This is a genomic window from Amycolatopsis sp. NPDC102522 (assembly GCF_055584485.1).
On sequence record NZ_JBVJLY010000012.1, the window covers coordinates 203121 to 227620 of the forward strand.

Below are 24500 nucleotides of genomic sequence, written 5' to 3' on the forward strand. Positions count from 1 at the left end.
CGCATCGGATGCGGGGAAAGTCCACTTCCGCCCCCGCTTGATTCGGGGGTGCGCTTTTGGCGCGGGTGGCGGTCGGGGATGTCGCGAAAGCCACTTTCGCGACGTCTGATGTCCCGAAAGTGGCTTTCGCGACGCCTCTGCCCGGGTGAACCGGTCGGTCACCGGGGCGCCTGAGTCCCGGTGAACCGTTCGGCCCCCGGGCCGCGTTGTCCTCGGTGAACCGGTCAGGAGGTGGTCCGTGCCCATCAAGGTCGATCGCAGCGATTTCGGCGACGTGCCGGAGTGGGCGCGGACCCTGCTCGAAGTCCTCGGCGTCTCCTGGCCCGCCGCCAACCAGCACAAGTTCCGGCGGGCGGCGCAGGAGTACGACACCGTCACGGGACTGCTGAACGAGCTTCCGGACGACATCGCCAGGGTCAAGCGCGCGATCGACGAGAAGCTGTCGATGCCCGAGGCGGGCGAGGCGTTCGACAAGAGCATGAAGCCGCTCACCGGCGGGTCACCGAACCTGCTGGGGGAGCTCGCCGAGGGCACAAAGGGGATCGCCGACGGCTGCCGCAAGGTCGCGCTGGACGTCGAGTACACGAAGTTCTCCGCGATCGGCCAGCTTTTCCTGCTCGCCTACGAGATCGCGATGGAGTACGCCCTCGCCTCGGTCACCGCGGGCGCGTCGCTCGCGAACCTCACTTGGCATTACGCCCTCACCCGCGGCTATCTGCTCGTCCTGTTCAAGATGCTCGTGCGGGCGATCGTGTTCGAGATGTTCATCGGTATCACCGGCGGGCTGATCATCGACGCCGCCGTGCAGCGCCTGCAACGGGAACGCACCGAATGGGACGACGAAAGCACCAAGCAGACGGCGATCTCGGGGGCGATCGGCGGACTGCTCGGCGGGGCCGTCGGCGAACTCGGCGAGAAGCTGGGCCGCAAGCTCGGCAGCCTGCTGGGCAAGGACTTCGGCAAGATCGCCACCGACGATCTGCTGAAACTGGTCAAGGATCTCAAACTGCCGGGCGGGGAGGCACTCGCCGACAACTGGGTACGCGACATCGGCCGGACGCTCACCGACCGGGCCGGTAAGCAGCTCAGCGACCCGGCGTCCGCGTTCACGAAGCGGGCGATCGACGGCTTCGGCGATGAAGTCGCCGACAGGTTCGGCACCGCGTTCGGCAAGACCCTCGGGGACGACGCGGCCCGGCAACTCGGCCGGGATTACGCGCGCACCTTCGTGGACAACTGGAGCAAGCACGGCTTGGACGGCAGCGGGGTGTTCGACGACAGCCTGCGCAAGGTGCTCGCACCGCACAGCGACAAGCTGGGCAAGGACGCGGTCGGCCTGCTCACCGACCACGTGCCGGACGTGCTGACCCGGAACGTGGCCGACCGGCTCGGCGGCAACATGCTCGCGAAGGCCGTCGAGTTCAGCACGACCTTCCTCTTCGAGGGCGTTTCCGGCGTGATGAGCCAGGCCGCGATGGCCGCCCTCAACGGCGAATCCGTGTCCGCCGCCGAATACGGGATGGGTTTCGCCGGTGGTGTGGTCGGCGGCGCTGTCAGCCACAAACTCGAAGGGATCGGGGAACGCGCCCTCGACTCGGCGGTCACGTCGCTCAAGGAGAAGTTCGGCGGTGTGGGTCCGCTCGGCGATGTTCCGACGGCCGCACCGAACATGGCGACCACGACGCCCACGACCCCCACCACCGACGTCAAGTCCACTTCGGACACCAAAACGGCTCCTGAAGCCAAGGCCGCCGACCCCAAAGCCACGGAAACCAAAACCTCCGACACCAAAACTTCCGAAGCCAAGACGGCGTCGAGTCCAAAGTCCACTTCGGACACCAAGCAGCCGTCGGACGTCAAGACGAGTTCCCCCGGTAAGAGGGACGTCAAAGAGACAGACTCCGCGCCCACCGCTGTACGGACCACCTCCGACGCGGGGACGGTCGAGGACGCGCCGCCCGCGTACGAGCAAACCCCGGCGCACGAAGGACAGCCGGAGGAAGAGGAACGGCCACGCACCCGTCCCGCTCCGCTGCGCACCACCTCGGACGAACAGGCCCCGGCAGTTCAGGCACCCGCGATCGAACTGGATCTCGGCGAACCGTTCGGGCAAGACCCTTTCGAGCATCATCAGGAAGACGCACGCGACGACGGCCCACTGAACCCGGCCACCACCGAAACAGTCACCGAAACAACCGAAGCAGCCGAGACAACCGTAACAACCGAAGCAGCCGAAACCACCGAGGCCGCCAAGAACGAGCAGGACATGACGCGCGCGGATCTGCCGCCGTTCCTCGCCGCCGGTCAGGCTCTCGGCTCGGCGCCGGTGCTCACACTCGAGGGGACCGCCGGGCTCCGCGACGAGCTGGCCCGGCTGCTCCCCAGCACCGGACCGGATCAGCTCGACGCGATCAGGAACGCCGTCCAAGACGATTTCGAATCCGCGCTCAGCGGCCTGTATTTCCCGGTCCGCACGGACAAAGGCTGGCGGGAGGTCCGGATCCGGGCCGCCCTCGGCGGCGACGTGGTGAGCGAACCGAGAGAGAAGACCAAGGCGGATCTCACGGTCCAGGGCGGTACTTCGAACGCGGAGAACCTCGCCGTCCTCCGCGCCGGTGACCTCGGGACGGCCGTGACCGTCCAGGCGCCGACAGGCCCGTATCTCACCGTCGGCGGCAAGGTCGCGCTGGCGGCACCCGGTGCGACCCAGACTGTTTCGGTGTCCACTTCGGACCAGCGGGCGATCCGCTCCGGGGAGGGCTCCCGGCGGGTGGGCCTGAACGTCGAATTCACCGTCAGCGTCCATGACGAAAGCGGCGCCGAAGTCACCGGTCAGGAGCGGGCGAGGCCGGTTCCCGGACAGGTCACCGTGCGGCTTCCGGACGACCTGGTCCGGATCACGCCGCCGACCGGGCTTGCCGCGAAAGAGCTGACCGCCGACGTCGGGGGCAAACTCCGGAATCCGGTGCCCGAGGCGGTCACCGACCTCGCCGAGGTGTTCACCGGGACGGCGAGGTTGCTGCCCCGGTCGGTCACCGCGTTCGGCGCCCCCGGCCGGGACGCGTTGCGCGCGTTCCTCGGCAACGCCGGGATCCGGGAGAACTTCGGTGCCATGCTGGAAGGCTGGGTCAGCTCTCCCGCCCTGCTCAGCGCGGACGGCGGCAAGGTCGGGGCGGTGCGGATGAAGGCCGTGCTGACCAGGGCCGAGTTCGTCGGCCCCACGACCGGGACCCAGCTCCGGCTGCACGAATCCGCGACCACCGGCGCGACCGTTTCCGCCTTCACCAAACGTGGGTTCGACGCCTCCGTCGCGTTCGGCGGTGGCGGCGGCGTCAACGGCGCGAAGATCGCGGCCGGGGCCGGCGGCGGATATTCGGCGCGCACGGTGGACACCGTCGTGTCCGGCCGGACGTCGACAGTGAAGTCGGGGGTCCAGCTCAAGGGCGACATCGGGCTCTACCGGTTCGAGACAGAGATCGTCGTACAGGCGCTGGACGGCGCGGAGACCACCACCACGGCGACGGTCTACGCCCGGGTGGGCCTGGCCGAAGCCGCCGAACAGGGCCTGCCGGTCCCGGACGGCACCGGCGACGGGATCACGCCGCCGTCGACGGAGAAGTTCCCGCCCGCGCATCTGGCCGCGGGGCTCGCGGCGGGCAATGTGCGGGTCGGCGGGTTCACCGGCGCCGACGCCGTGCTGACGGAGATCCGCGGCAAACTCCGGGAGGCGGGCCAGTACAAGGATCTGCTGCCCGACTGGGATGAGAAGGGCACCCGGACGAAACGCGCGGGGGCGGCGCGGACGTTGGAGATGCTGGCCAACGAACACCGCCTGCAGGCCGTGCTGTCGCCGCCGGCGTTGCGGAACCGGTTGGACGCGCTGCTGGGCACCGGGGTGTCGGTGACGCTCAAACGCCAGGGTGTCCTCTGGCAGGACAACATCACCGTCACGGTGCGGCTGGAATCGAAGTCCCCCAGGCATGTCGGGCGGGCGACCGGACGCGTGATCCGCAACGCCACGACCACCGGCCCGGCACTCGGCGCCTCCTCCGCGACGACCAAGGGCTGGACGGCCGGACCCGAGGGCAAGGTCACCTTCGGGGCGACAGCGACGGCTTCGGCGAAGTACGGCAGCAGCAGCGGCACCCGCACCGGGGCGGGCCCGGTCACCGAGTCGACGGACCTCGACATCGGCAGCGCCGATTCGGAGGGTTTCGAGCACGAGGGCCGGTTCGTCGTCTCGATCACCGGTTTCTCCCGGCTGAACGCGACGGTCCGGCAGATGCTGCCCGGACTCCCGGGTCTCCAGGTGCCGAACGTCCGCCAGATCTGGACCACCCCCGAGAAAAGCGAAGACGGGTCCGTCCCGCTCCCGGCGAACTTCACGCTCTGGATGTCGGACAGCCTGACCCTGCCCGCCGAAGCCGCCCAGATCGCGCCCGGCGCGCCGCGGGTCCGCGAGCTCGCCCCGCCGCGGTCGATCACCGGCCACTTCCAGGAACTCCCGGCGCCTGCGGTCGGCGACTGGATCGGGGTGGAGAGCATCGCCAACACCGGGCACGTCGGCTCGGCCGCGCTGTCGGCGCTGGTGGAGGCCTCGGACGGGGACAAGGCGCTCGCCCTGCCCGGCAGCGACGCCTGGACCAGCGTCCAGGCGATGCTGAGCACCGACAACATCAAGGCGGCGCTGCGGTCGTTCACCCACGGCGTGATGAGTATCGATCTCGTCCATTCCCGGCGCCTGGCGGACCGGGTGGGCAGGGTCGGCGTCCACGCGAAACTGAGCAAACCCACGCTGGTCCGGATGGCCGACGACGCGGCCGCCGAAAAGTCCACTTCGGGTGGGTTCCGGTTCGACGGTGGCACCAGCGTGAGCACGGGCCCGGTGGTCACCGCCGGCGTTGCGGTCACCGGCTCGGTGGCCGGCGATCCGACAGGTTCGGCGACCGGCGGCCTGTCCGGCAAACCGTGGTCGAAGACGACCACGAAGGCCGACGGTCTCGATATCTCCGCGGTCGTGGACCGCAACCTGACCACGGCGGCCGGTACCCCGCGGGTGCTGGCCCGGTTCGACGTCGACTTCACCGTGCTCGCCGAGGCGCGGCAGCAGACCGCGCTGATCCGCCCGGACGCCAGGGTCGCGGCCCGCTCGGTCCACCTTCCCGGCGCGGTTCAGGTGTGGCTCACCGAAGACCAGGCCCGGGAGCACGGTCTCCTGCCCGCCAAACCCGCCGGTCCCCGGGAGCGGGACGAGCGGCTCACGGCTCCTTCGACGCTGCCGACGGGGAAGCCGGGCTCGCTGGGGCTGGGCGCCGTCGAACGGCTGCCCGACCTGTCCGATCTCGTGCCGAAACTGTCCGCGGAGCTGGCCAAGGCCAAGATCCCGTTGCTGCCGGGCGTGTCCTTGAACGACGCGATGCACAACTGGGCGCGGCTGACCGGTCTCGTCTCGCCGGACGGCGTGCGCGGGCTGGTGGACAGCGCGCTGGACGGCGGGATCCCGCTGCACACGCATCTGCCGAAACTGTTCACCGACAGCGGTTACCAGGTCCTGCTCACCGCGAAAACGCTGGGGGATCCGGCTTTCCGCGAAGTGGTCAACGACGGCCGGGCCGTCGAACACAGCACCGTCCGCGCGGTGCGGACCATCCACACCGACAGTACGGCCAAAGCGTGGTCGGCGGCGGTGCGCGCGGGCGGGCAGAAGAAGTACCAGGAAGACGGCGGTGCCACGACGACGTCGGTCGGCGGCGCGGTCGCCAAGGGGATCGGCGCCGTCAAGGTCACCGGCACCACGGAGGTCCGCACCGAACAGGAAACGCAGCTGCGGACCGGGACAGGGCCCGCCGGGCTGTTCGACGTGCCGATCGAGTTCACCCTCGAAGTGCGGCGTGACGGCGAAACCGTCGCGTCGGCCGGCACCGGTGAACGGCTGCTCGGCATCCGGCTGCTGGCCGACAACCTCACCGTCGGTCCCGAAAGGAACCCGGGCACCGGCGAGGACACGGATCCGGTTCCGTTGTCCGTCGAGGACGCCACCCCCGCCGCACTGGAGAACTGGCGGCGGGGGAGTGTCACCAAGCTGCCGGACATGGCGTCGGTCGAATCCGTGCGCGCCGCCGCGCGGCTGCGGGACGTCGTGCGGGAAACCCTCACCAAAGCCGGGGCGGACAACGGGATCACCGGCTACGGCACCGCCCCGGTCAACGCGCTCTGGTCGAGCCTGAGTCCTCAGGTGCTGCAAGCGTTCCTGCCCGCCATGACCGGGAAAAGCCTGCCCGTGCCCGCTTTGCGCGAGGCGGCAGTCCTGCGGGGCAAGCGGGCGGACGTCGAGGTGCACGCGAGGCTCGGCAAACCGCGGACGATCGCGCTGAGCGACGGCGTCAACCTGGAGAACCCGAAGAACTCGACGACGGCCCGCTCGGCCGAACGGAAGGTCGCCGAGGCGGGCGAGATGGGCTTCACCGGACCGACGGTCACGCCGGTCAACGAGAACGACAACGTCGGCGGCCTGGTCACCGGTGTCGACGCGCGGTGGACCAGCGAGCCCGCCGACGCCACTGTCGACGGTACGACCGTGTCCGCCGTCGCGAACCTCAAACCGGTCGGACGGACCGCGCTCGTGCGCTTCGACGTGGACTACCGGATCGTGGTCAAGGTCGACGGCCGGACCGAGGTCGTGGACGTCTCGCTGCCCGGTTCGGCGGACGTGCGGATGCCGATCGGCGGACTGGCGGACGTCACCGGGCAGAAGACGCCGCGTGTTCTGAAGGCACGGCAGGGAAGGGTCACCAGGACCGCGAAGGCGTGGCGGGACGCCGAGGTCGGCGCGGAGGGACACCGCCGCCGGGCCGAAGAGCTCGTCAAGAAGTTCGGTGCCGTCGCCGACTGGAACGCCACGGTCGACGCTGCCCGGGTCCGTCGTCCCGGAACACTGGAGGAACGGCACCACAAGTACGCCCGCGAGACCGAGAATGCCTTGCGGGAAGCCGAAAACCTCGCCGAAGCCGCTCAGCTCCACCACGACCGGGTGGCCGTGGCCGCAGACGAGGTGCTGGCCGGGCTGGGGGCCAGGACAGTCGATCTCGACGACCTCGCCCGTGGCGCCGCCGACGCGGCCCGCGACTTCCAGGTCCGTTCCTCCGAACTGGCGGCGGCACGCGAGCGGGTGGATCTCGTCGAAGGTAACCAGGAGCTCGCCGAGGCACTGGACGACGTCCGGCGGCTGCGGAAGGAACGGGTCGACGCGAAGCTCCGGCGTGACCTGGTGCGTGAAGTACTTGCAGAGCAACGGGAAACCCTGGCCACCGCCGAGGCCACGGCTGTGGAAGCGCGGGAGCAACGGGCCGCCGCGGCGGAGCAGCTGATCCGCACCCAGGCCGTCCTGCAGGCCGCGTGGCTCGACTTCGTGGACGCCAAACAGGATGCCTGGTGGCTGGCGAAAGGCGCGCTGGACGCCGAATTCGCGCGGCTCACGGCACCGCCTGGCTCGCCCGAGGACGAGAAGTGGCGGCACAGCCGGGCCACCGACGCGCCCTGGTTCTCGGTGGCGAACCCGCTCGACCCGGCGCAGTGGGAGCCGCTGCGGGCGACCACGCCGAGGCGTTCGGTCGCCACCGAGACCGCCGACGTGCTCACCACGGTGCGGACCGGGAAGGACAAGCGCTACGACGGCGTGATCCGGTACGGCGTCAGCCGCTTCAAGGTCGACGGGCGCTCGGTCACCGAGTTCACCGTGCCGATCAACCTCGTCTCCGGCCGCGGCGTCACCGACGAGCAGCTCGCGCAGCTGCGCGAACGTGCCACGGCCGGTGTCGAGAAGCTGATCAACAAACGCCACGGCCTGCCGAACGGCGACCAGCTGCACGTCCGGATCGAGTTCACGAGCGACCGGCCGGTCAACTCCCGGTACCGCGCGTACGACGTCGTCGCCGGTGACGACGAACGCACGACCCAGACCACCTGGCGATCCGACGCCACCCCGGAGGAACTGGCCCACGAGCTGCTGCACTACCTCGGCGCGGCCGACGAGGAGCACGACAAGGACCGGGTGTTCCTCAGCCGTGAGGACGACGGCACGACCGGTGTCGTCACCGGCGACGGAAGCATCATGGGCCAGGACGTCGTCAAGACCGGCGTGACCCCGAAGCTGATGCCCCGCCACGCCTGGATGATCCAGCACGTCCTGCACAGCCAGCTGGGCCCGGGCGATCGCCTCACCGACCCCGGCCAGGACCCGCTGCCGGGTGCCCGGCCCGGTACCGGGCTGACGGACGCGCAGCGGACCACCCTCGGCCAGGAGCACCGGGAGGTCGTCCAGGTCGGCGGCGACACCCTGGGGGCGAACCTCGTCGAGGCGATCGCCCGGACGCTCGCGCCCGATTCCCCCGCGCGTCAAACGGAACTGCGGGAGCGGGGCGCCACACTGCGGGAACCCACCCCGGAAGAGGTCGCAGTCGCGCTCGACGTCCGGTTGGAGCTGCTGACCGAGGACGGCGGGACGGTCACGCTCGGTCCCGACGACGGTGAGCCGGTGCGCGTCGCGCTGTCGCCGTCGGCCGATTTCTTCGCCACAGCAAGCGTTCCGGTGCATCCGGGGCTGACAGAAGCACAGCAGGAAACCCTTTCCCGGCTGGACAAGACAGTGGTGCCGGTCGGGGGAGAACCCGTCACCGGGAACCTGCTCGCCGCGATCGCGGCGAGCATCGCGCCCGGATCGCCGTCACGCCAGGCGGAACTGCGGGAGCTGGGCGCGACACTGCGGAACACGACAGTGGCGAAGATCGCCGAGGCCTTCGGAGTCCGGCTGCACGTCGTCACCGAGACCGGGGACGACGTTGCTTACGGCCCCGCCGGGCCGCGGCCGGTCCGGATCGTCCGGACGGCGGGCGGGGAGTACCTGGCGACCCGGGACCTGGACACGAGGACGCCGACGAGGCCCGCGCCGGAGAGCTCCACCAGGGCGGCCGTCGTCGAGACCATGACCGGCGCCGGCGGCAAAACCGTCGGGATCGCGTTCCCCAGCAAGAAGAACGACGACGTGGTCGCCCGCATGTGGTCGGGCGCGACCGGCGCCCGGCCCGTCGTCGAGTACAGCAGCCTGAGCCCGAGACCGGAGAACCCGCCGGAATCGGCGCGGCCGGAGGCGCCCCGCTCGGTGAGCAGGCCCGCTCCGTGGGCCTCGAAAGAGCTCGTGAAGCAGCCGATCTTCCTCTACCTCCACGCCGGTCCGGACCGGTTCCGGATCAAGGTGGAGGGAAGTGTCTTCCCCCGGCGGATCACCGGCGCCGACCTCGCCACGCGAGCCCTCGATAATCCGGACTTCCGGCAGGCCCTCGAAACCCGGCCCGACGCACCGATCGTGTTGCTGGCGTGCGAATCCGGGCAGCGGAACGAGCCGGGTGGCGGCGGCTACGACTTCCGCCGCGAGCTCAAGACACTGGGCCACCACCGGACGGTGTACGCACCGACCCAGACGATCAACCTTGTCCAGGCGCTGGCAGGCGTCAATGTGGACAAGGACGGCGAATTCGTCGAGATCGCCGAGCATCCCGAAGACGTCACGGAAACGACCACGGAGACGGCCGCTCCGGTCGTCGACACCGCTGTCAGCTTCGCCAAGGGATCACGCGCGCTGGACGACGAAGCGCTCGCCGCGACAGGGCGGTTCGCCGCCTGGGCACCGGCGGCGGCCGGGGCGATGACGACGCGCGACCCGTCGCTGCCGTCGCCGTGGATCCAGGTCACCGGCCACGGCAACGCGATCGTCGGCCGCGCCGACACCGCGCTCGCCAGGGCGAACGCGGTGGCCGAGGCGCTGCGGTTGCAGCTGTCCGAGGCGTCCCTGGTGGTCAAACCGGTCGCCGCCGCCCGGAACAGCCTTCCGCCGCTGCTGTCGGACGACCCCTCGGCGCGGCGGCGCTCGGTGACCATGGCGCTCGTCCGGTCCGACGACGGCGACCTCCGCTCGGAACTCGGCCTCCTGCCGGACGAGACGGTGACGTCCTGGCTGTCCCGGACGGCAACGAAACTCGGCGAGGACCCGAACCTCTGGGCGTCGTCCCCGCTCCTCGCCTACCTCGATCAGCATCTGCCGCTGTCCACGGCACGGGACCGGGACACGGTGCTGCGCCTTTCGGTCGACCCTGGCACGCCCGCACCGCGGCTTTCCCCGCTCGTCGGCGCCCGTGGCCACGTGTGGGCCGAGTTCGTGCTGCCGACCGGCGACCGGGAAACGATCGGGTTCCACGCGGGCGGCGACGGCGGCCCGGCGGTGCGGCTCGGCGGCACCGGGCACACCGCGTCCGCGAGCTACGAGGTGTGGATCTCCGCCGAAGGCACGTTGCGGGCCCTCGACCACGCGCTGCGGAACCTGCGCACCCCGCACCAGACCTTGTCGTTCAACTCGCTGCATTTCGCCGGCGGGCTGTTCGAACGCGCCACCGGTACGCCCGCCCCGTCGGCCGGCTGGCTGGTGACCGGCCCCGGCGATCTCGGCAGGCAGTTGCGGGAGGCAGTCGGCGGCATCGCGGAGCTGGACGACGTCGAACTGCTCGACCCGCACGCCAAGATCTCGTTCCCCGGGGACTCGGACGCCGTCGACCCGGCCGCCTTCAAGGGGTTCGTGCGGTCCCTGGCCCAGGAACTGCTCACGCGACCGGTCGCGGGCCGCCGGATCGAGATCGTCGTGAAACGCGGTCAGGACGCGGCTCTGGCGGACCGGCGAAGGGCGAACCTGGAAACCGGGCTGCGCACCGCCCTGCGGACCGCGACGGTCGAGCACGGCGTCGTCCTCGAATACCGGCCGATCACGATCACCTATCAGCAGGACGACACGAGGGCAGATTCGGCGATCGTCGCGTTCGTCCAGGACGGACAGGGCGGGACCGTCCCGCCGGGACAGTCGGTCCAGAACTGGCTGACCGACCAGGCCACCCTCTCGCAGGTGGTCCAGCAGCGGACCGTCGCGCAGTACTTCATGCGGACCGGTCTCCCCGGCGCCCTCGACCGGATGCGGCTGCTGAACCCGGACCGGCCGGTGTTCAAGTTCCAGGTGAAGACCCGGCACCGGGACCTGAGCGCCCAGTACACCGGCCACGCGTGGATCGAGATCCACGACCCCCTCGGCGACGGAACGCTCATCGACTTCGCGCCGGAGAATCCTCCCTCGCCGCGATGGGCGACCGTGCCGGGCACGGTCCAGGTGGGCCCCGCCAGGGAGAAGCCCACCACGTACACCGCGGACCACCTGGTGAGCGCGAACGACGTCATCCGGGGGCTGGAGCGGGTACTCGCGCTTTCCGGCAGGCAGTACAAGGTGACGAGCCACAACTGCACGACCTTCGTGCAGGACGTGTACTCGGCGGTCCTGGGCGCGCCCGCGCCGAACGCCGGGCGCTGGGTCCAGGGACCGACCGACCTCGAGCGCACGCTGCGCGGCGGCGCGTCGCACATCACGGTCCGGCCGCCGGACGACGCGCCCTTCCCGATCGGCCCGGTCCCTGCGGCTCCGGTGCGCCGCACCGACCCCGTTCCGGCCGCGGACGTCGTGGCGGCCTACCGTGCGGCCACGGCGGGCCTCCCGCACTTCCGCTTGTCCGACAAGGACTTCGACACCGCTCTAGCCGAGTTCTCCCGGCTGGCGGGGACCGGCGAGCTCACACCGCGTCCCGAGCAAGACCTGGCCTTGGACCAGCTGAATGACGCGCTCGGGGAGCTGGAAACCCGGGCCGCCGAGTCGATCGAGGAGAGTTCACGGCTGCGGCTGCTCTCACGTCGGGTGCGAGCACTGGCCAACGACGCCGTGCTGCTGTCCGCCTTGGCGCCGACCCGCGACACGGTCCTGGAGCCGATCACGCCGCAACGGCTGCGGACCGTGCTGTCCGAGGTCGCCTCCATCGTCCACAGTGGACAAGATCCGTTCACCGCCGAGGGCTCGCCGTGGCGCGGTCTCGACTACGACCAGAACGCGCCGCTGCCGCGCAGGCTGGTCGAACTCGTGCTGATGGACACGCCGCCGGTCGTGGCCGAAACCCTGCGCGCGGATCCGCTCTTCCAGGACCTCATGCGTGATCCGGAGGCGATCGCGGACGCCCTGTTCGCCGCCTCCGGCCCGTACGAGCGGGCTTTCGCGGCGGCCGAGCAGGACCGGAACGCGGTCCGCCCGTCGGCGACGCTGAACCGGCTCCACCGCGAGATCGCCAAGCGGACGGACTCCCCGCCCGAGGAACTGACGGCGGCCGCCGACCGGGCCGTCGCCCTGCTGTTCGCCGCGCCGGTGCCCGCCGACCCGGTGGTGCGCCTCGCTGTCGGCGCGTCGCCGCTTTCGGTGACCCGTCCGGCGGGCAAGCCGTGGACACGTGAAGGCGCGACACGGGACTGGTGGCGGGCGGCGGATCCGGCGGTGGCCGTCGAGCACCGGGTCGCGAATCCGGTGACCCGCCTGGACGCCGGGCCTTCGCAGCGGGAGACGCCGCCGGTGACCGTCCGGTCCGAAGACGGCGGGCTGAGCCGTTCGGGGCGGCCGTGGCAGGCGACGATCGGGTACGACCTGCGCCGGTTCACGGTCGAACGCGAAGGCGACGAACCCGTGCCGGTGCGGCTGCACACCGTCCGGCTGCGACTGGACGGCGCCGGACAGTCCGAAGTGGACATCGCGGCTTTCAAGGCCCGGGTCAGGTCCGGGGTGAACGAGTACTACAACCAGGGCTACCGGCTGCCCGGCGGCGACCAGTTGATGGTCGAGGTCGACTTCACCGACCGCGACGACGCGCACGGCACGGTCTTCGTGACCGGCCCCGGCACCCCGGCCGACCAACGACACTGGCCCTCGGACGGGACAGAGGTCCAGTTCGCGCACGAGCTCGGGCACTTCCTCGGCCTGTACGACGAGTACTTCGTCGACTCGGCGGACGCGCCCGTCTTCCAGCACACCGACGGCGCGGGCCGGGTCGCGACCGGGCCCGGCCTGATGACCGCGGCCGCCGTCACCGGCGACGTCGTCCTCGAACCCCGCAACCTCCAGCTGCTCTCGGACCGTGCCCAAGCACTCGTCGGCGACGACCCTCGGCCGGACGAGCGGCCGCCCGGCGGCACCGAGCACGAACCGGGCTTCCTCGCCTCCGAAGCGGACGAACAGGAGTTCCTTTCCCAGCAGGAGATGGCGGACTACCTGCGTCAGGTTCCCCAGGTACTGAAGGACAACCCGCATCTGGCGTCGGTCGGTGAAGCGGAACTGGCCGCTGTTCGCGCGTACAGCCACTCGCATTCCCCGGCCATCGACAACTACCTGAAGAACGGGACAGGGCCTGGATACGCGGCGTCGCTGTCCCGGCTGCTGGCGTCCGCGGTCACCCGCTTCCCGGCCCGTCACACCGGGCAGGCGACCCGGGTCATGTACCTCTCCGTCGCGGAGGGCAAGGAACTGTTCAAGGAGGGGGAGCGGTTCACCGACCGGAGCTTCTTCCGCGCGATGCAGGACGACGGCATTTTCGGACAGGACCGGAAGGTGGTCGTCAGCGCGCTGGTCCACGACGCCGCCTTCATCCACTCGGCGTCCTACCGGTCCGGAGAACGTGAGGTGCTGCTCCCGCCGGGAACCACTTTCGACGTGCTCAAGGTCGAGGAGGTGGCCGGCAAGCTCCGCGTGCGGGTCCGCCAGATCGGCAGCACGCCCGCTCGTGTCGCGGCGCCGTTCACCGGTTTCCCCGGCGACGGCCCCGCGGCGGACAACTTCGAGGACCGGCTCACCCTGAGCAAGGTGGTCAGGGAGGCGCGCGAGCTGGCGCCGGACCTGGCGAGCCGCGACACCCGTGCGCATCGCGACAAGATCGTGTCCGCCCGGAGGCGAGCCCTGCGCGAGGCCGGGGACCGGACCCGGATCACGGTGAACACCTGGCGCTCGGCCGCGGAACTGGACGCCTTCCGGAAGGGCCGGTTCGTCACCGAACCGACGCTGCTGGTCGCCGGAGGCGAATCGGGCAACGTCGCGTTCGTCATCGACGACGCCTTCGCCGTGGCGGTGGACGGCACCCGGATCCTGCCGCCGGGCTCGACCTTCGAAGTCGTCGAGGTCAGCAGGGCGGCCGAATGGCACGAGCCGTCGGAGGTCCGGCTGCGCCAGGTCGACCCGCTTTCGGTCACCGACCAGATCGCGCCGGGCCTGTGGATCAGGACCGTCGGCGAACACGCCGAGAAGGTCGTCGAGGCCCTCACCCGCGGGCTGCGCGAGCGGAACGGTGACCTGCATCTGACCGCCGTCGAGGCGCTCGTACGGCAGCATCCGGACCCGGATCTGGTGTGGCACAAGGCGTTGAAGACCGTCGTCGACGACCCCGGCCTCGCGGACAAGGTCCGGACGATCACCTACCAGCGGCGGGACGGCGACGACGTCCGATCGGTCAGGCTGCCGGATTCGGTCTGGGAGCTGCTGGCGGAACCGGGCGACTCGTTCGAGCAGTCCCGTGACGAGATCACCACCCCCGTCGAGATCGTGCCGCCCCCGACGGCGGGCGCTCTTCTCGCCGAAGCCTGGCGGCGAGACGCGGCGAGCTGGAACGACATCCTCGACCGGGACGCGGACGGCCATCCCGGGCCGAAGCTGAAAGGCCCGGCCACCACGGGATTCCCGGCCACCCGGAGCGACGCGTGGGCGAATCTCCTCGGCGTGCGCCACAAGCTGAGCCGGGCGGAAGCGGCGCACGCCGAACTCCGGTCCCGTCTCGAACACGGCGGAAGCTCCCGGGACGCCGAGCGCTTCACGGACTCCGAAACCGTGCTCGAAGCGGCGCGGGACGGCGTCGCCAGGGCGACCGACGACCTCCGCGCCTGGGGTAACGATCCGGGCAGGCTGGACCAGGCGTTCCAGGACTGGCAAGAGACTTCGGTCCGGGACCGGCCGCGGCTGCCCGGCGGCGCCCGGCTTCCCGGCACCGGCGGATTCGCCGATCGCTACGACACGCTCTTCGACGGATTGCCGAACCTGGCGACCGAAGATCTCGGCCTCCGCCTGGACCAGCTGTCACAGCTGGCCGAGGGCGGCCGTCTGGAGAATTACCTCGACGCGGTCCTCGGTTCGGCCGAGATTTCGGCCGCGCTGAGCCGGATCGACCGGAATCTGGACAACCTCGCCGATCCGGTGACACGGGCGAACGTGCGGTCGCTGGTGAACGACGCGCTGCTGGTGACGTCCTTGGTGCCGTCGCGGGAGCAGGACGTCCCGGACAACTCCCGGTTCCGGTTGGCGACCGTGCGCGATCGCCGGGTGCTGCAGCCGCTGACGATCGACCGGCTCCAGCAGGTCCTCGTCGATCTCGCCGTGAACGTCGAGGCGGGGCGCGATCCGTTCACCGCCGACCGGTCGACCGTGCAAGGGATCGCCTACCGGTCCGAGGAGGAGCTGCCACGGCGGCTGGCGCGGCTGGGACTGACGAACCTCACCCTCGAAGGCCGCGAAACCCTGCAGGAGAACTCGCTGTTCCAGGCCTTGCTGGACAATCCCGTCGCGCTGACCGAAAGCCTGTTCGCGGTCACCGGGCACGACGAGCAGCACTTCATGAACACGTGCGCGGCGGCGGTCACGATCACCGAAGTCCGCGGTGTCGTCCCGACGATCGCGGGGCTGCTGGCTGTCGGGCAGGGTGTCGTCGACGCCGTCGAACACCAGCTGCGCACCACCCCGAAACCCCAGCTGGACAAGCTCGATCACCCGCTGGGCAGGACGATCGGCGACCTCGCCCGCAAACGCGTCGCCGAAGCCGTCGAACTGTTCACCGTTTTGGACACCCGTGCGCGCGAACTCCTCGCGGCGAACCGGACGGACGCCGCGGCACGCGCGGACTGGGCCCGGCTCACCACCGAATGGGGCCGTGTCGCGCAGAAGCTCGCCGGGGTGATCTGGCTCGCCCCCGGCGGGGACTCGGCGGTGCCGGTGCTCACGAAGAAGGTCGTTCCCGGCGCGTGGGAGCTGAACTACCCCTTCGTGCTCCCGCTCGCGTTCGACCGGCGGAGCCGCCGCGAAACGGGGATCGAGGACCTGCCGTTCCGGATGGCCATGTCCCGGCAGCTCGCGCTTCAACCGCGGGAGGAGACCAGAGGAGCACTGTGGTCCGATCGCGAGGTGGCGGTGTCTCCGCGCCTGCGGTCCGCCGAACAGGTCACGAGGTTCTGGGAGCGGGTCCGGTCCGGCACCGGGGTCCGGGTGTCCACTGTGGACCACGCCCTGTTCCTCAAAGCGGCCGAGGTCGACGGCGAACCCGTCTTCGTGCTGAGCGACCCGATCAAGGCGCAGTTCGACTACCTTTCGCTCGACGCCTTCGCCGCTTGGGCGGAACGCGAAGGGATCACGGCCGAGCAGACCACGTTCGACGACCACGCCGTCGTGGTGCCCAGCACTCCTGGTCCGGTTCGGTCCCGGCCCGAAGAAACGCCCGTCCCCGCCGAGCCGCCCGCGGCGCCGGCCGAGGCTGTCCTGGGTGGCGCGACCCGCTTCGGCGACGATTCCGGGATCTGGCTCGATGATCCCGCGACCGGACCGGCGGCGCGGGAGCGGCAGCGGCAGGCCGTCGAAAGCCTGCGCGAGGACCCGCGGTTCTACACGGTGGTCGCGCACACCGGACCGAGCGGGACGCCGGAATTCCAGGGGCGGCCGATCACCCCGGCGGTGATGGCCGAACTCCTCGCCACGCTTTCCCGCGAAGGTGCCTGGGCCGACGGGAAACCCCTGCGTTTCGTCGCTTGTGGACTCGGGTCGCCGGACGTCGAGGGCTATGTGTCCACCGTGCTGCACGGCCTCGCCGCCGAGGGCATCGTCGCCCGCGCGTACGCGGGGAACACCGCGGTGTGGTCCACCCCGGGACGGGACGGTCAGCCCGGCCGGAACGAACTGGTCGTGGCGAGCCGGATCGGTTTCCGGGCGGACGGCCTGCCCGCCGTCACCGGTGACGGCCGGTGGCTGGGCTTCCGGTTCGCCGCGGCGGGCGAGATCGAGGTGACCGAACACGGTTCGTACCTGGTCGTCGGCGACGACGACCCGCCGCTGTTCGAAAAGGCCCCCGGCGGCTTCGACGTCGTGCCGACGCCGGACGGGCTCCTGGTCGAACGGTCCATCCCCGATTCGATGCCGTTCGGTACGGGCCAGGAGGAAGAGGGCATCGGCGTGGCGGAGACCGTCGAAGCGAACCTGGACGAGATCGCCGGGGTGATCGCCGCGCAGCCGGCGCCGCCTCCGGTGGAGGTGCGCGGACGACGCGGTGACTCACGGCTGGCGACGGTCGTCCGGAGGCTGCGCACGGTCTTCACCAGGCACGGTGTGAGCGAGGACGCCCGCGTGCGGGTGATCGCCTCCGACACCGTGCCGGGTGTCCTCGTGTCCACGATCATCCCGGCGACGGTCTCCGGCGCGGACACGGAACCGGTCTCGCGGCGGATCGAGCGGGAGTTCGGGATCGGTCCGGAAGCGCAGGCCGGGCTTCAGCGGGCCGCGGACGCCGCGGGGGTGGCGTTCGAGCTGCGGCCGGTGAACCCGGAGACGATCCGCGCGCTGCTCCGGGGCGGGCGACCGGCGTCGCCAGGGCTCGCGGCGGGCACGGTCACGACGTGGGACGTCCACCTCGGCATGCCGGAGCAGGCGATCGGGCTGGCCGCTCGCTTCGAACCCCGGCTCCCGGAGCTGACCGGACTGCCGCCTCAGGTGCGGGAAAGGATCGAGCACCGCTACCGGCAACGGATGGCCGAGTTCACCACGCTGGCGGACTCCCTCCCCGCCGGGCACCGGGTCATCGGCGGCGTCGTGCACGAACAGACCGCGAACGGCTGGGCCCCGGTGATCGGTACCGACGCGCACCACCTCCGCCATCCGGACGGCACCGGCTCGGTCCTGACCGACGACGTGGAGCTGGACGCGCCACTGCTCGACCTCGTCACGCACACCCTGCCGCTCGGCGACACCGCCGGGCTCGGCAGGCACGGCAGCGAACCGCTGATCCGGTTCGCTCCGGGGAGCGAACCGCGGGTGGTCGCCCTCGACGACGCAGGCCCGGCCTCCGGCAGCACGCGTGAGTCCCTTGTGGACTACTCGGAGATCGACTGGGAAGGATTGCGCGCGCCCACGAAAGCCTCACAGGACAACGGGTTCTGGGACGACTTGAACGAATTGGACGGCTCGCAGACGGATTCCGTGTTCAACGCGCTCATGTCGGCCCATCAGGACGACGAGTCCTCGGTCGGCGACGAGTCCTCGGTCGAGGACGATCCGCACGAGTACGACGATCTCCTGGTGCCGGTCACGATCGACTTCGCCGGGGGTTCGGTCGATCTGACCGGCCCGCAGCTGGCCGGGCTGGGGCGGATCGCCCGGCAGATGGAGGACGTCGCCCATGCCTATCTGATTCGCCCGGAGATGTTCGTGCCGATGCCTTCGATCGAGGTGTCGGGCGGCAGCGGCGACGCGAGCCTCGACGCCGCCCGCAACGATGTCCTGGAAGAGACGTTGTGGCAGCTGCTCGAGGACCTGGTGGCCGCGCGAGCGGATCTGGACCACCAGGAGCGGGAGGACCTGCTGGGCAGCTTCCTCATCTCCGTCCGGCGTGACCCGGACGGGGAGCCGGGACGGCACGAGGTTCGCATCGACGGCTCCGACATCTCGACGGCGCACCGCCGGGCGCCCCGGAAACGGGTCGAAGAGACGACGGTGTTCCGGATAGAGCGGACCGGTCCGGCGACCGGGCCCGCCTTCACGTATCCCTCCGACGTGTCCTTGTCGGTCACCACTCGCTCGAGCCCGTTCGTCGTACCGCATCAGGAGAACGTCGAGTCGGAGCACATCCCCTTGAGGGTGGCCGACGACCTGTCGATCGCGGTGGGCGCGGCGGAGTCCTCGAAAGAATTCTTCGCCGTGCCCGACGTCGTCGCCGCGTCTCGGGCCGGGTTGCTGCAGGCGGACAGCAACGTCAGTCTCGAAGTACACGAAGACGTCGTCCTGGTGATCGAGCGAGGGGGAGTCGAGCACCGGCTGAACAAGGTGACCGTCAAATTCTGGGACAAGCCGTCCCATATCTGCCGTGACATGGCGCAAGAGGTCCTTGGCGCGCTGCCGGACATCGCGGTCTTCAGGAGCAGGGACGGAAGCGCCGCGGTCGGGAACGTCAGTACCACCAACGGTGTCGAGGTGACCGGGGTGCGTCACCTCGCCGAGGCGATGGCGGCACAGGCCGAAGAGGACCTGCCGGATCCGGTGGATCCGCGCTGGGCGGCGAAGCAGGTGGGCAAGGACGTCAGGCCGACCGGTGGCGGGCCGGGCGCGCCCCGCCCGGGGGAGGCCTACGGCAGCGCGATGAGTCACCAGCTGTCGAACGCCGCGCGCCGGGCGAAAATCGACCAGGCGGCCCAGGACAGTGGTGTCAACGAGCATGCCTGGCCATCGGTCGGGGAAGCGTACTGCGCCAATTCCATTCCCTTCGACGACGAGAACGGCCTGGTTTCGATGGGCCGCGATTTCGCGAAGGGAATCGAAAACGACGGCACTCCCTTCGGCTATCACTTCGCCGCTGTCGTCGCGACCAGCCTGGACGGCCGGTTCAACATCACCCTGGAGAATTCGCCGCAGGCGCGAATTCGCACGCCGAAGGTCGATGAAGCGATCCAGCAGGCACTGACCCACTACGACGGACTGTGGGACATGCTCGAAGCCGGGTTCGACACCGATCTGCAGCAGGCCAAGGCGAATTCGTCGCCCGCGGTCGCAGAGATCGAATTGAAGCTCTATGTGGTCAGGAAGCTCCGGGCCCTGGCGGAAATCGGCCAGCCTTACGATCCGGACGACCCGGCGATGCAACGCGCCTACAACGAGGCAGCCGGCGGCGTGTACAACCTCGCCACCTGGCCGAAAGAGCGGGACAACTGGCACTTCGTTTCGTACAGCAAGGAGCCCGGCGACTCGTTCCACGAGCATTGGGCGGTCTATGACGACCCGGACATGTTCATCATGCCGAACCTGATGACCTTCGTGGTCTCGGGCGGTCAGGGGGCCGCGACCGAATGGTCCGCGCAGGTCGCGTTCGACACGGGATCCAGTGAGCCGCGCGAGTCCGACGTGCAGACCTTCCGCTCGGTCGCGACACGGGTGGCGAGAGCGGCGATCTGGCGTAACGCCAACGGGTTGCCGATTCCGGCGGTGACCGTCACCGGATACGGCAACGGCGCGTTCGCCGTACCGGGCGGTGCGGTCAAGAAGGGGAAGGAGCGAGCCGACGCGGTCCGGGCCATGCTGGTCCACGAGATCGGGGAAGAGCTGAACCGGCTCCAGGGCGGCGATCAGGTGGTCAAGGTCGCCTCCGATCAGGAGCCCGTCGCCGAGGGTGTTCCGACGGTCCGGGTGGCGGCGTCGTCGAAGGGACGTGATCTCACCGAGGCCCCCGACGATCCGCGAGCGACGCCGGAGGAACGCCGACGGCGTGCCGTGATCACGGTGTTGCCGAACCCGATCGCCGCGAGTGACGTCCCGGCGATCCCGCTCGCGGGAAACCGCGGGATCCGGCTGGCCGACCCGCGACTGGACGGAGTCGTCGGCCGCTGGCCTTCGGACGACAGGTACTTCACCTTTCTCGCGCACGGGGACGCCAACGGTGCTCCGGTCCACAGCGCCCCGGAAACCGGGAGTACGCCGCTGAGCCCGTCCGACGTCGCCACACTGTTGGTGACCGCCAGGGACGAGGGCCGGTGGGACGGCGAGAAGCCGTTGATGTTCGCGTCGTGCGGCACCGGTACCGGCCGTGGCGAGTCGTTCGCGGCCAAGGTGCTGGCCGAGCTGCGGGCGCGGGGGATCGACGTGGAGGCCGTCGCACCCGACGGCCCGGTGTACTTCGTGCCCGACACGACCGATCCCGACGGACCGGGTCACCTCGTGGTGACCGGGAAGGTGGGGGTGGACGCGGCCGGTCGGCCGGTGGTCGCGCCGAAGGGCAACTGGGTGCGCATCACCGGCTCCGGCGGCCGAGCGGTCCCGATCGGTCCGCGTATCGTGACGGAGGAAACGGAGGCCCTGCCGGACGGCTACGCGTTCGGGAAGTCCGTGGACGGCCTCGACGGCGCGGTGCGGCTCGCCGACCAGCCGGCGGGCGAAATCCGCTTCGACAAGGGGAGCAAGGAACTTTCCCCGGCCGCTTTGTCCACAGTGGATCGGATAGCGCGGGAAGTGTCGGCGATGGCCGTACGCCGTCGCGTGGACGGACTGGCCGCACCGGCGGTGAACGTCGCGGGGTCCGGCAACGGAGCCGTGCTCGGGATCGGGCAGGCCGCGCGGACCGGCCACGCGCGAGCGGAAGCGACGGTCGCCGCGTTGCGCGCCGCCATCAGCCGCGAGCTGGGCGCACTGCGGGCCGAAGCGGGAGTGCTGCCCGCGCGCAACGTCCGCGTCGTTCCGGAGCCGGAGGCGCAAGGGAAAGGCCTGTCACCGGAGGCGCGAAGGCGAGCCGTGATCACGGTGGATCCCGATCCGGCGGCCGGGTCGCCGGAACCTCCGGTGACGCGGCCGCCGAAACGGGTTCTCGACTGGTCGAAACAACTTCCGCTGGTCGACCTGGTGCTGGCCGATCCCGGCGCCCGGATCCGGCAGAAGCAGACCGTCGGCGAGCACCTCGATCGGGTGCTCCGTGTCCTCAAACGGCGGGATTCGGACACCACGCACGACCGGTGGCAGCGTGACGCCGTGGCGTTGGCGTCCATTGTGGACAATGTGGCGCGCGAAGTGTCATCGTCGTTCAACGACCCTCTGCTCAAGCCGATCTTCGCCCAGTGGATCCTCGGCAGGAACACCGAGGGAAACACGGTCTCGGCGGAATCGATCGGCCTCGCCCGCGCCCTGGTTTCGGATGATCCGCTCGGCGCCTTGCTGCGCCGGGACATCGACGAGGTCACCGCCGCGGGGCGGATCGCCGCGATGGCCGAGCGGGCGGGGTTGCCGGATCGGGACCTGTTCGACCTGCTCTTTTCCCGATACGAAGCGGAAATGCTCTCCTACACGACGAGCGAGGTCCGGTACGGAAGACTGGGAGACGATCCCGGCGCCAACGGCAAGTTCGATCTGGGAGACCTCCCCGGGGAGATCTCCCCGTCCTATTACTCGCTGACCGTCGAATCCGAGAAGACCAAAGCGAAGCAGCTTCGCGACTTCCTCTCCGGTGACCCAGCCTCCCGTGAAGCGCCGAAATGGGCCGACTTGCAGCTCTCGCTCACGGCCGAGGCGAAGGATCGCCTGAACGCGCTGAGGTCTTCGCTCTCCGCGGAGCCGGTGTCCACGGAGGCCGTGACCGGCTCCGGCACGCCACCGTCCTCAGTGGACCAGACGGAGCCGCCGTCGCCCTTCCCCTTCGACGCTTCGGAGATCGAGACGGGCATCCAGAGCCTGCGGCGCCCGGACGCCGTCGCGCATGTGCCACCGCCGGGCACCGAAGCGGCGGCGGCCCTGACCGGCAAGCAGTACACGCATCTCCGGGACATCCGCACCGGACGGCTGGAGCCCGCCGACCGGACGCTGATCCGGGCCGAGGTGCTCGAGGGCGTCCAGCGGCTGACCGGGCTGGAGACCACCGACGAGGCGGAAGAGGTGCTGGGGCACATCGAGCGCTGGTTCGAGACCGCGCCGCTCACCATTTCGTTCAAAGGCGCGAACTTCTTCGGGGACGAGGAAACCGCGGCGAGGCTCATGCACCCGGACGCCGAGTACCTGACCGCCGCCGAACTCGGACTGCGGACCATCGACAGTTCGATCCTGCCGACCCTGGATCCCGTCGACGACGCCGAGATCGACAGCCTCCAGGCCACCGTGCGGCAGATCGAGAGCCGGGTGGAGGCCGCGTCGAAGGGCACCGCCCGGCAGTCGGCGGCGGAACTCATCGGACTGAGCAGGGACCACGCCGCCGCACAGGCCGGCCTGCGGGTGGCGCAAGCCGCCCGGGACCGGCACCGCTACCTGCGGCGTCTTTTCGACGAGGATCCGCGATTCGCCGTCTGGACGCTGTCCAACGAAGTGAACGCGGCCCGCGGCGAGAACTACACGAGATGGCGCCGGGAGAAAGACGACAAGGAGACCGGCCGTCGCGGTTTCGGCCCGCACGAACAGGCCGTGTTCGGCGCGGTCAACACGAACTACGCGAAGACGCTGGGATTCGAGGGCGCGAAATACTACGGCGAAACCCATCTCGTCCTGAAGCCGGAGGTGCGGCAGCGGTCCTACTTCACCGTCGGAGACACGGGTTCGGCCAGGTCGGACGTCGTCGGGATGATGTCCGACATGCTCAAGGTCGGGGACGAGACGGGAGCCCAGGCCGTGATCAACAACGCGCTGGGGATGACCGGGATGATCCCGTTGCGGCTGCTGCAGTGGGAGGTGCACGTCTACGGCGGGCTCCGGTTCGGCCGCGACGTCGAGGCCGTCTCGATTCCCGGTGAAGGGGTCGGGATCGACGACGACGGGATCAGCCCGGACGTCCGGCGGCGGGTCCTGGACTTCGCGCGGCAGCACGGCCTCACGGTCGTGACGTCGGATCCGGACGCGTACCCGGACCGGCGGACCGGGCTCGACCCGCGAGAGGTTCGCGACAGTCTCGCGAGCCTCAGGCAGACCGAGCCGCCGTCCGACGCTGCTCCTTCGGTGACCGCGCAGGTCTTCAAGGAAGTGGCGGACGGCCTCGGGGTGAACCTGTTCGAACTCGAGATGCGGACGATGGATCCGTTCGGGGTGCTGTGGCCGTCCTACGAAGCGGATCCGTTGGCTTCGGCGGCGGGGACCTATCGCGCGCTCGCGGACGGCGACCTCAAGAGTGCCTGCGGTGACACGGCCAATCTGTTGTTCGAGGTGGCCCACGAGCCGGTGGCCACGACGACGGAGACGTCCGTGGCCGGATTGGCGGCCGTGATCACCGGCGGCGAAGACGTCGGCGTGCGGGTGAGCGCGGGCTCGAACCACGCCTTCTATCTGGAGTTGCGCGGCGACCGCGCGACCATCCACCAGAGCTACTTGGGCAGGCTCGCCCTCTCCGGCAACTTCGGCGCCGGCCGGTCTTACCCGCGGACGGAACTGGCGGACCGGCTGGAGTCCCTGCTCGACGAGTATCAGAGCGGGAGCGTGCCGAGCGCGGAGGAGGAGGCGTTGTTCGGAGGGAGCCTGCTGGACCCCGCCCGGCGTGAGGAGTACGAGCAGAGCGGCTGGCAGGTGTTCCGGATCAAGTCCGGCCCGTTCCTCGACACCCGGCGGCAGGTGGAACGCCTGAGCGCGCTGGTGACCCCCCGGCACGAAGAGTGGAACGACATCAAGAACTCGCCGTGGACCGTCGGCCAGTGCCTGGGCTTCGATCCGATGCCGGAGCCTGCCGGGACGTCGGCGTCGAACACCATCTTCGACGCCTTGGTGCCGGACGCGGCCGAGCAGGAAACGGGGGACTGACCGCCGGTGGTTCTGCCGCCACTCCTGCGTGGTGCCCGGCGGCCTGGTGCGGTGTGCTGTG

1 protein-coding gene is annotated in these 24500 nt (G+C 70.3%); it reads left to right on the top strand.

From position 1 onward, the window contains the following. Window positions 1-238: 238 nt before the first annotated feature. The gene (locus ACZ6YV_RS26970) at window positions 239-24439 is read left to right on the top strand and encodes a WXG100-like domain-containing protein (protein WP_465512255.1); all 24201 of its coding nucleotides are present in this window, start codon (window positions 239-241) and stop codon (window positions 24437-24439) included. The last annotated feature ends 61 nt before the right edge of the window (window positions 24440-24500 follow it).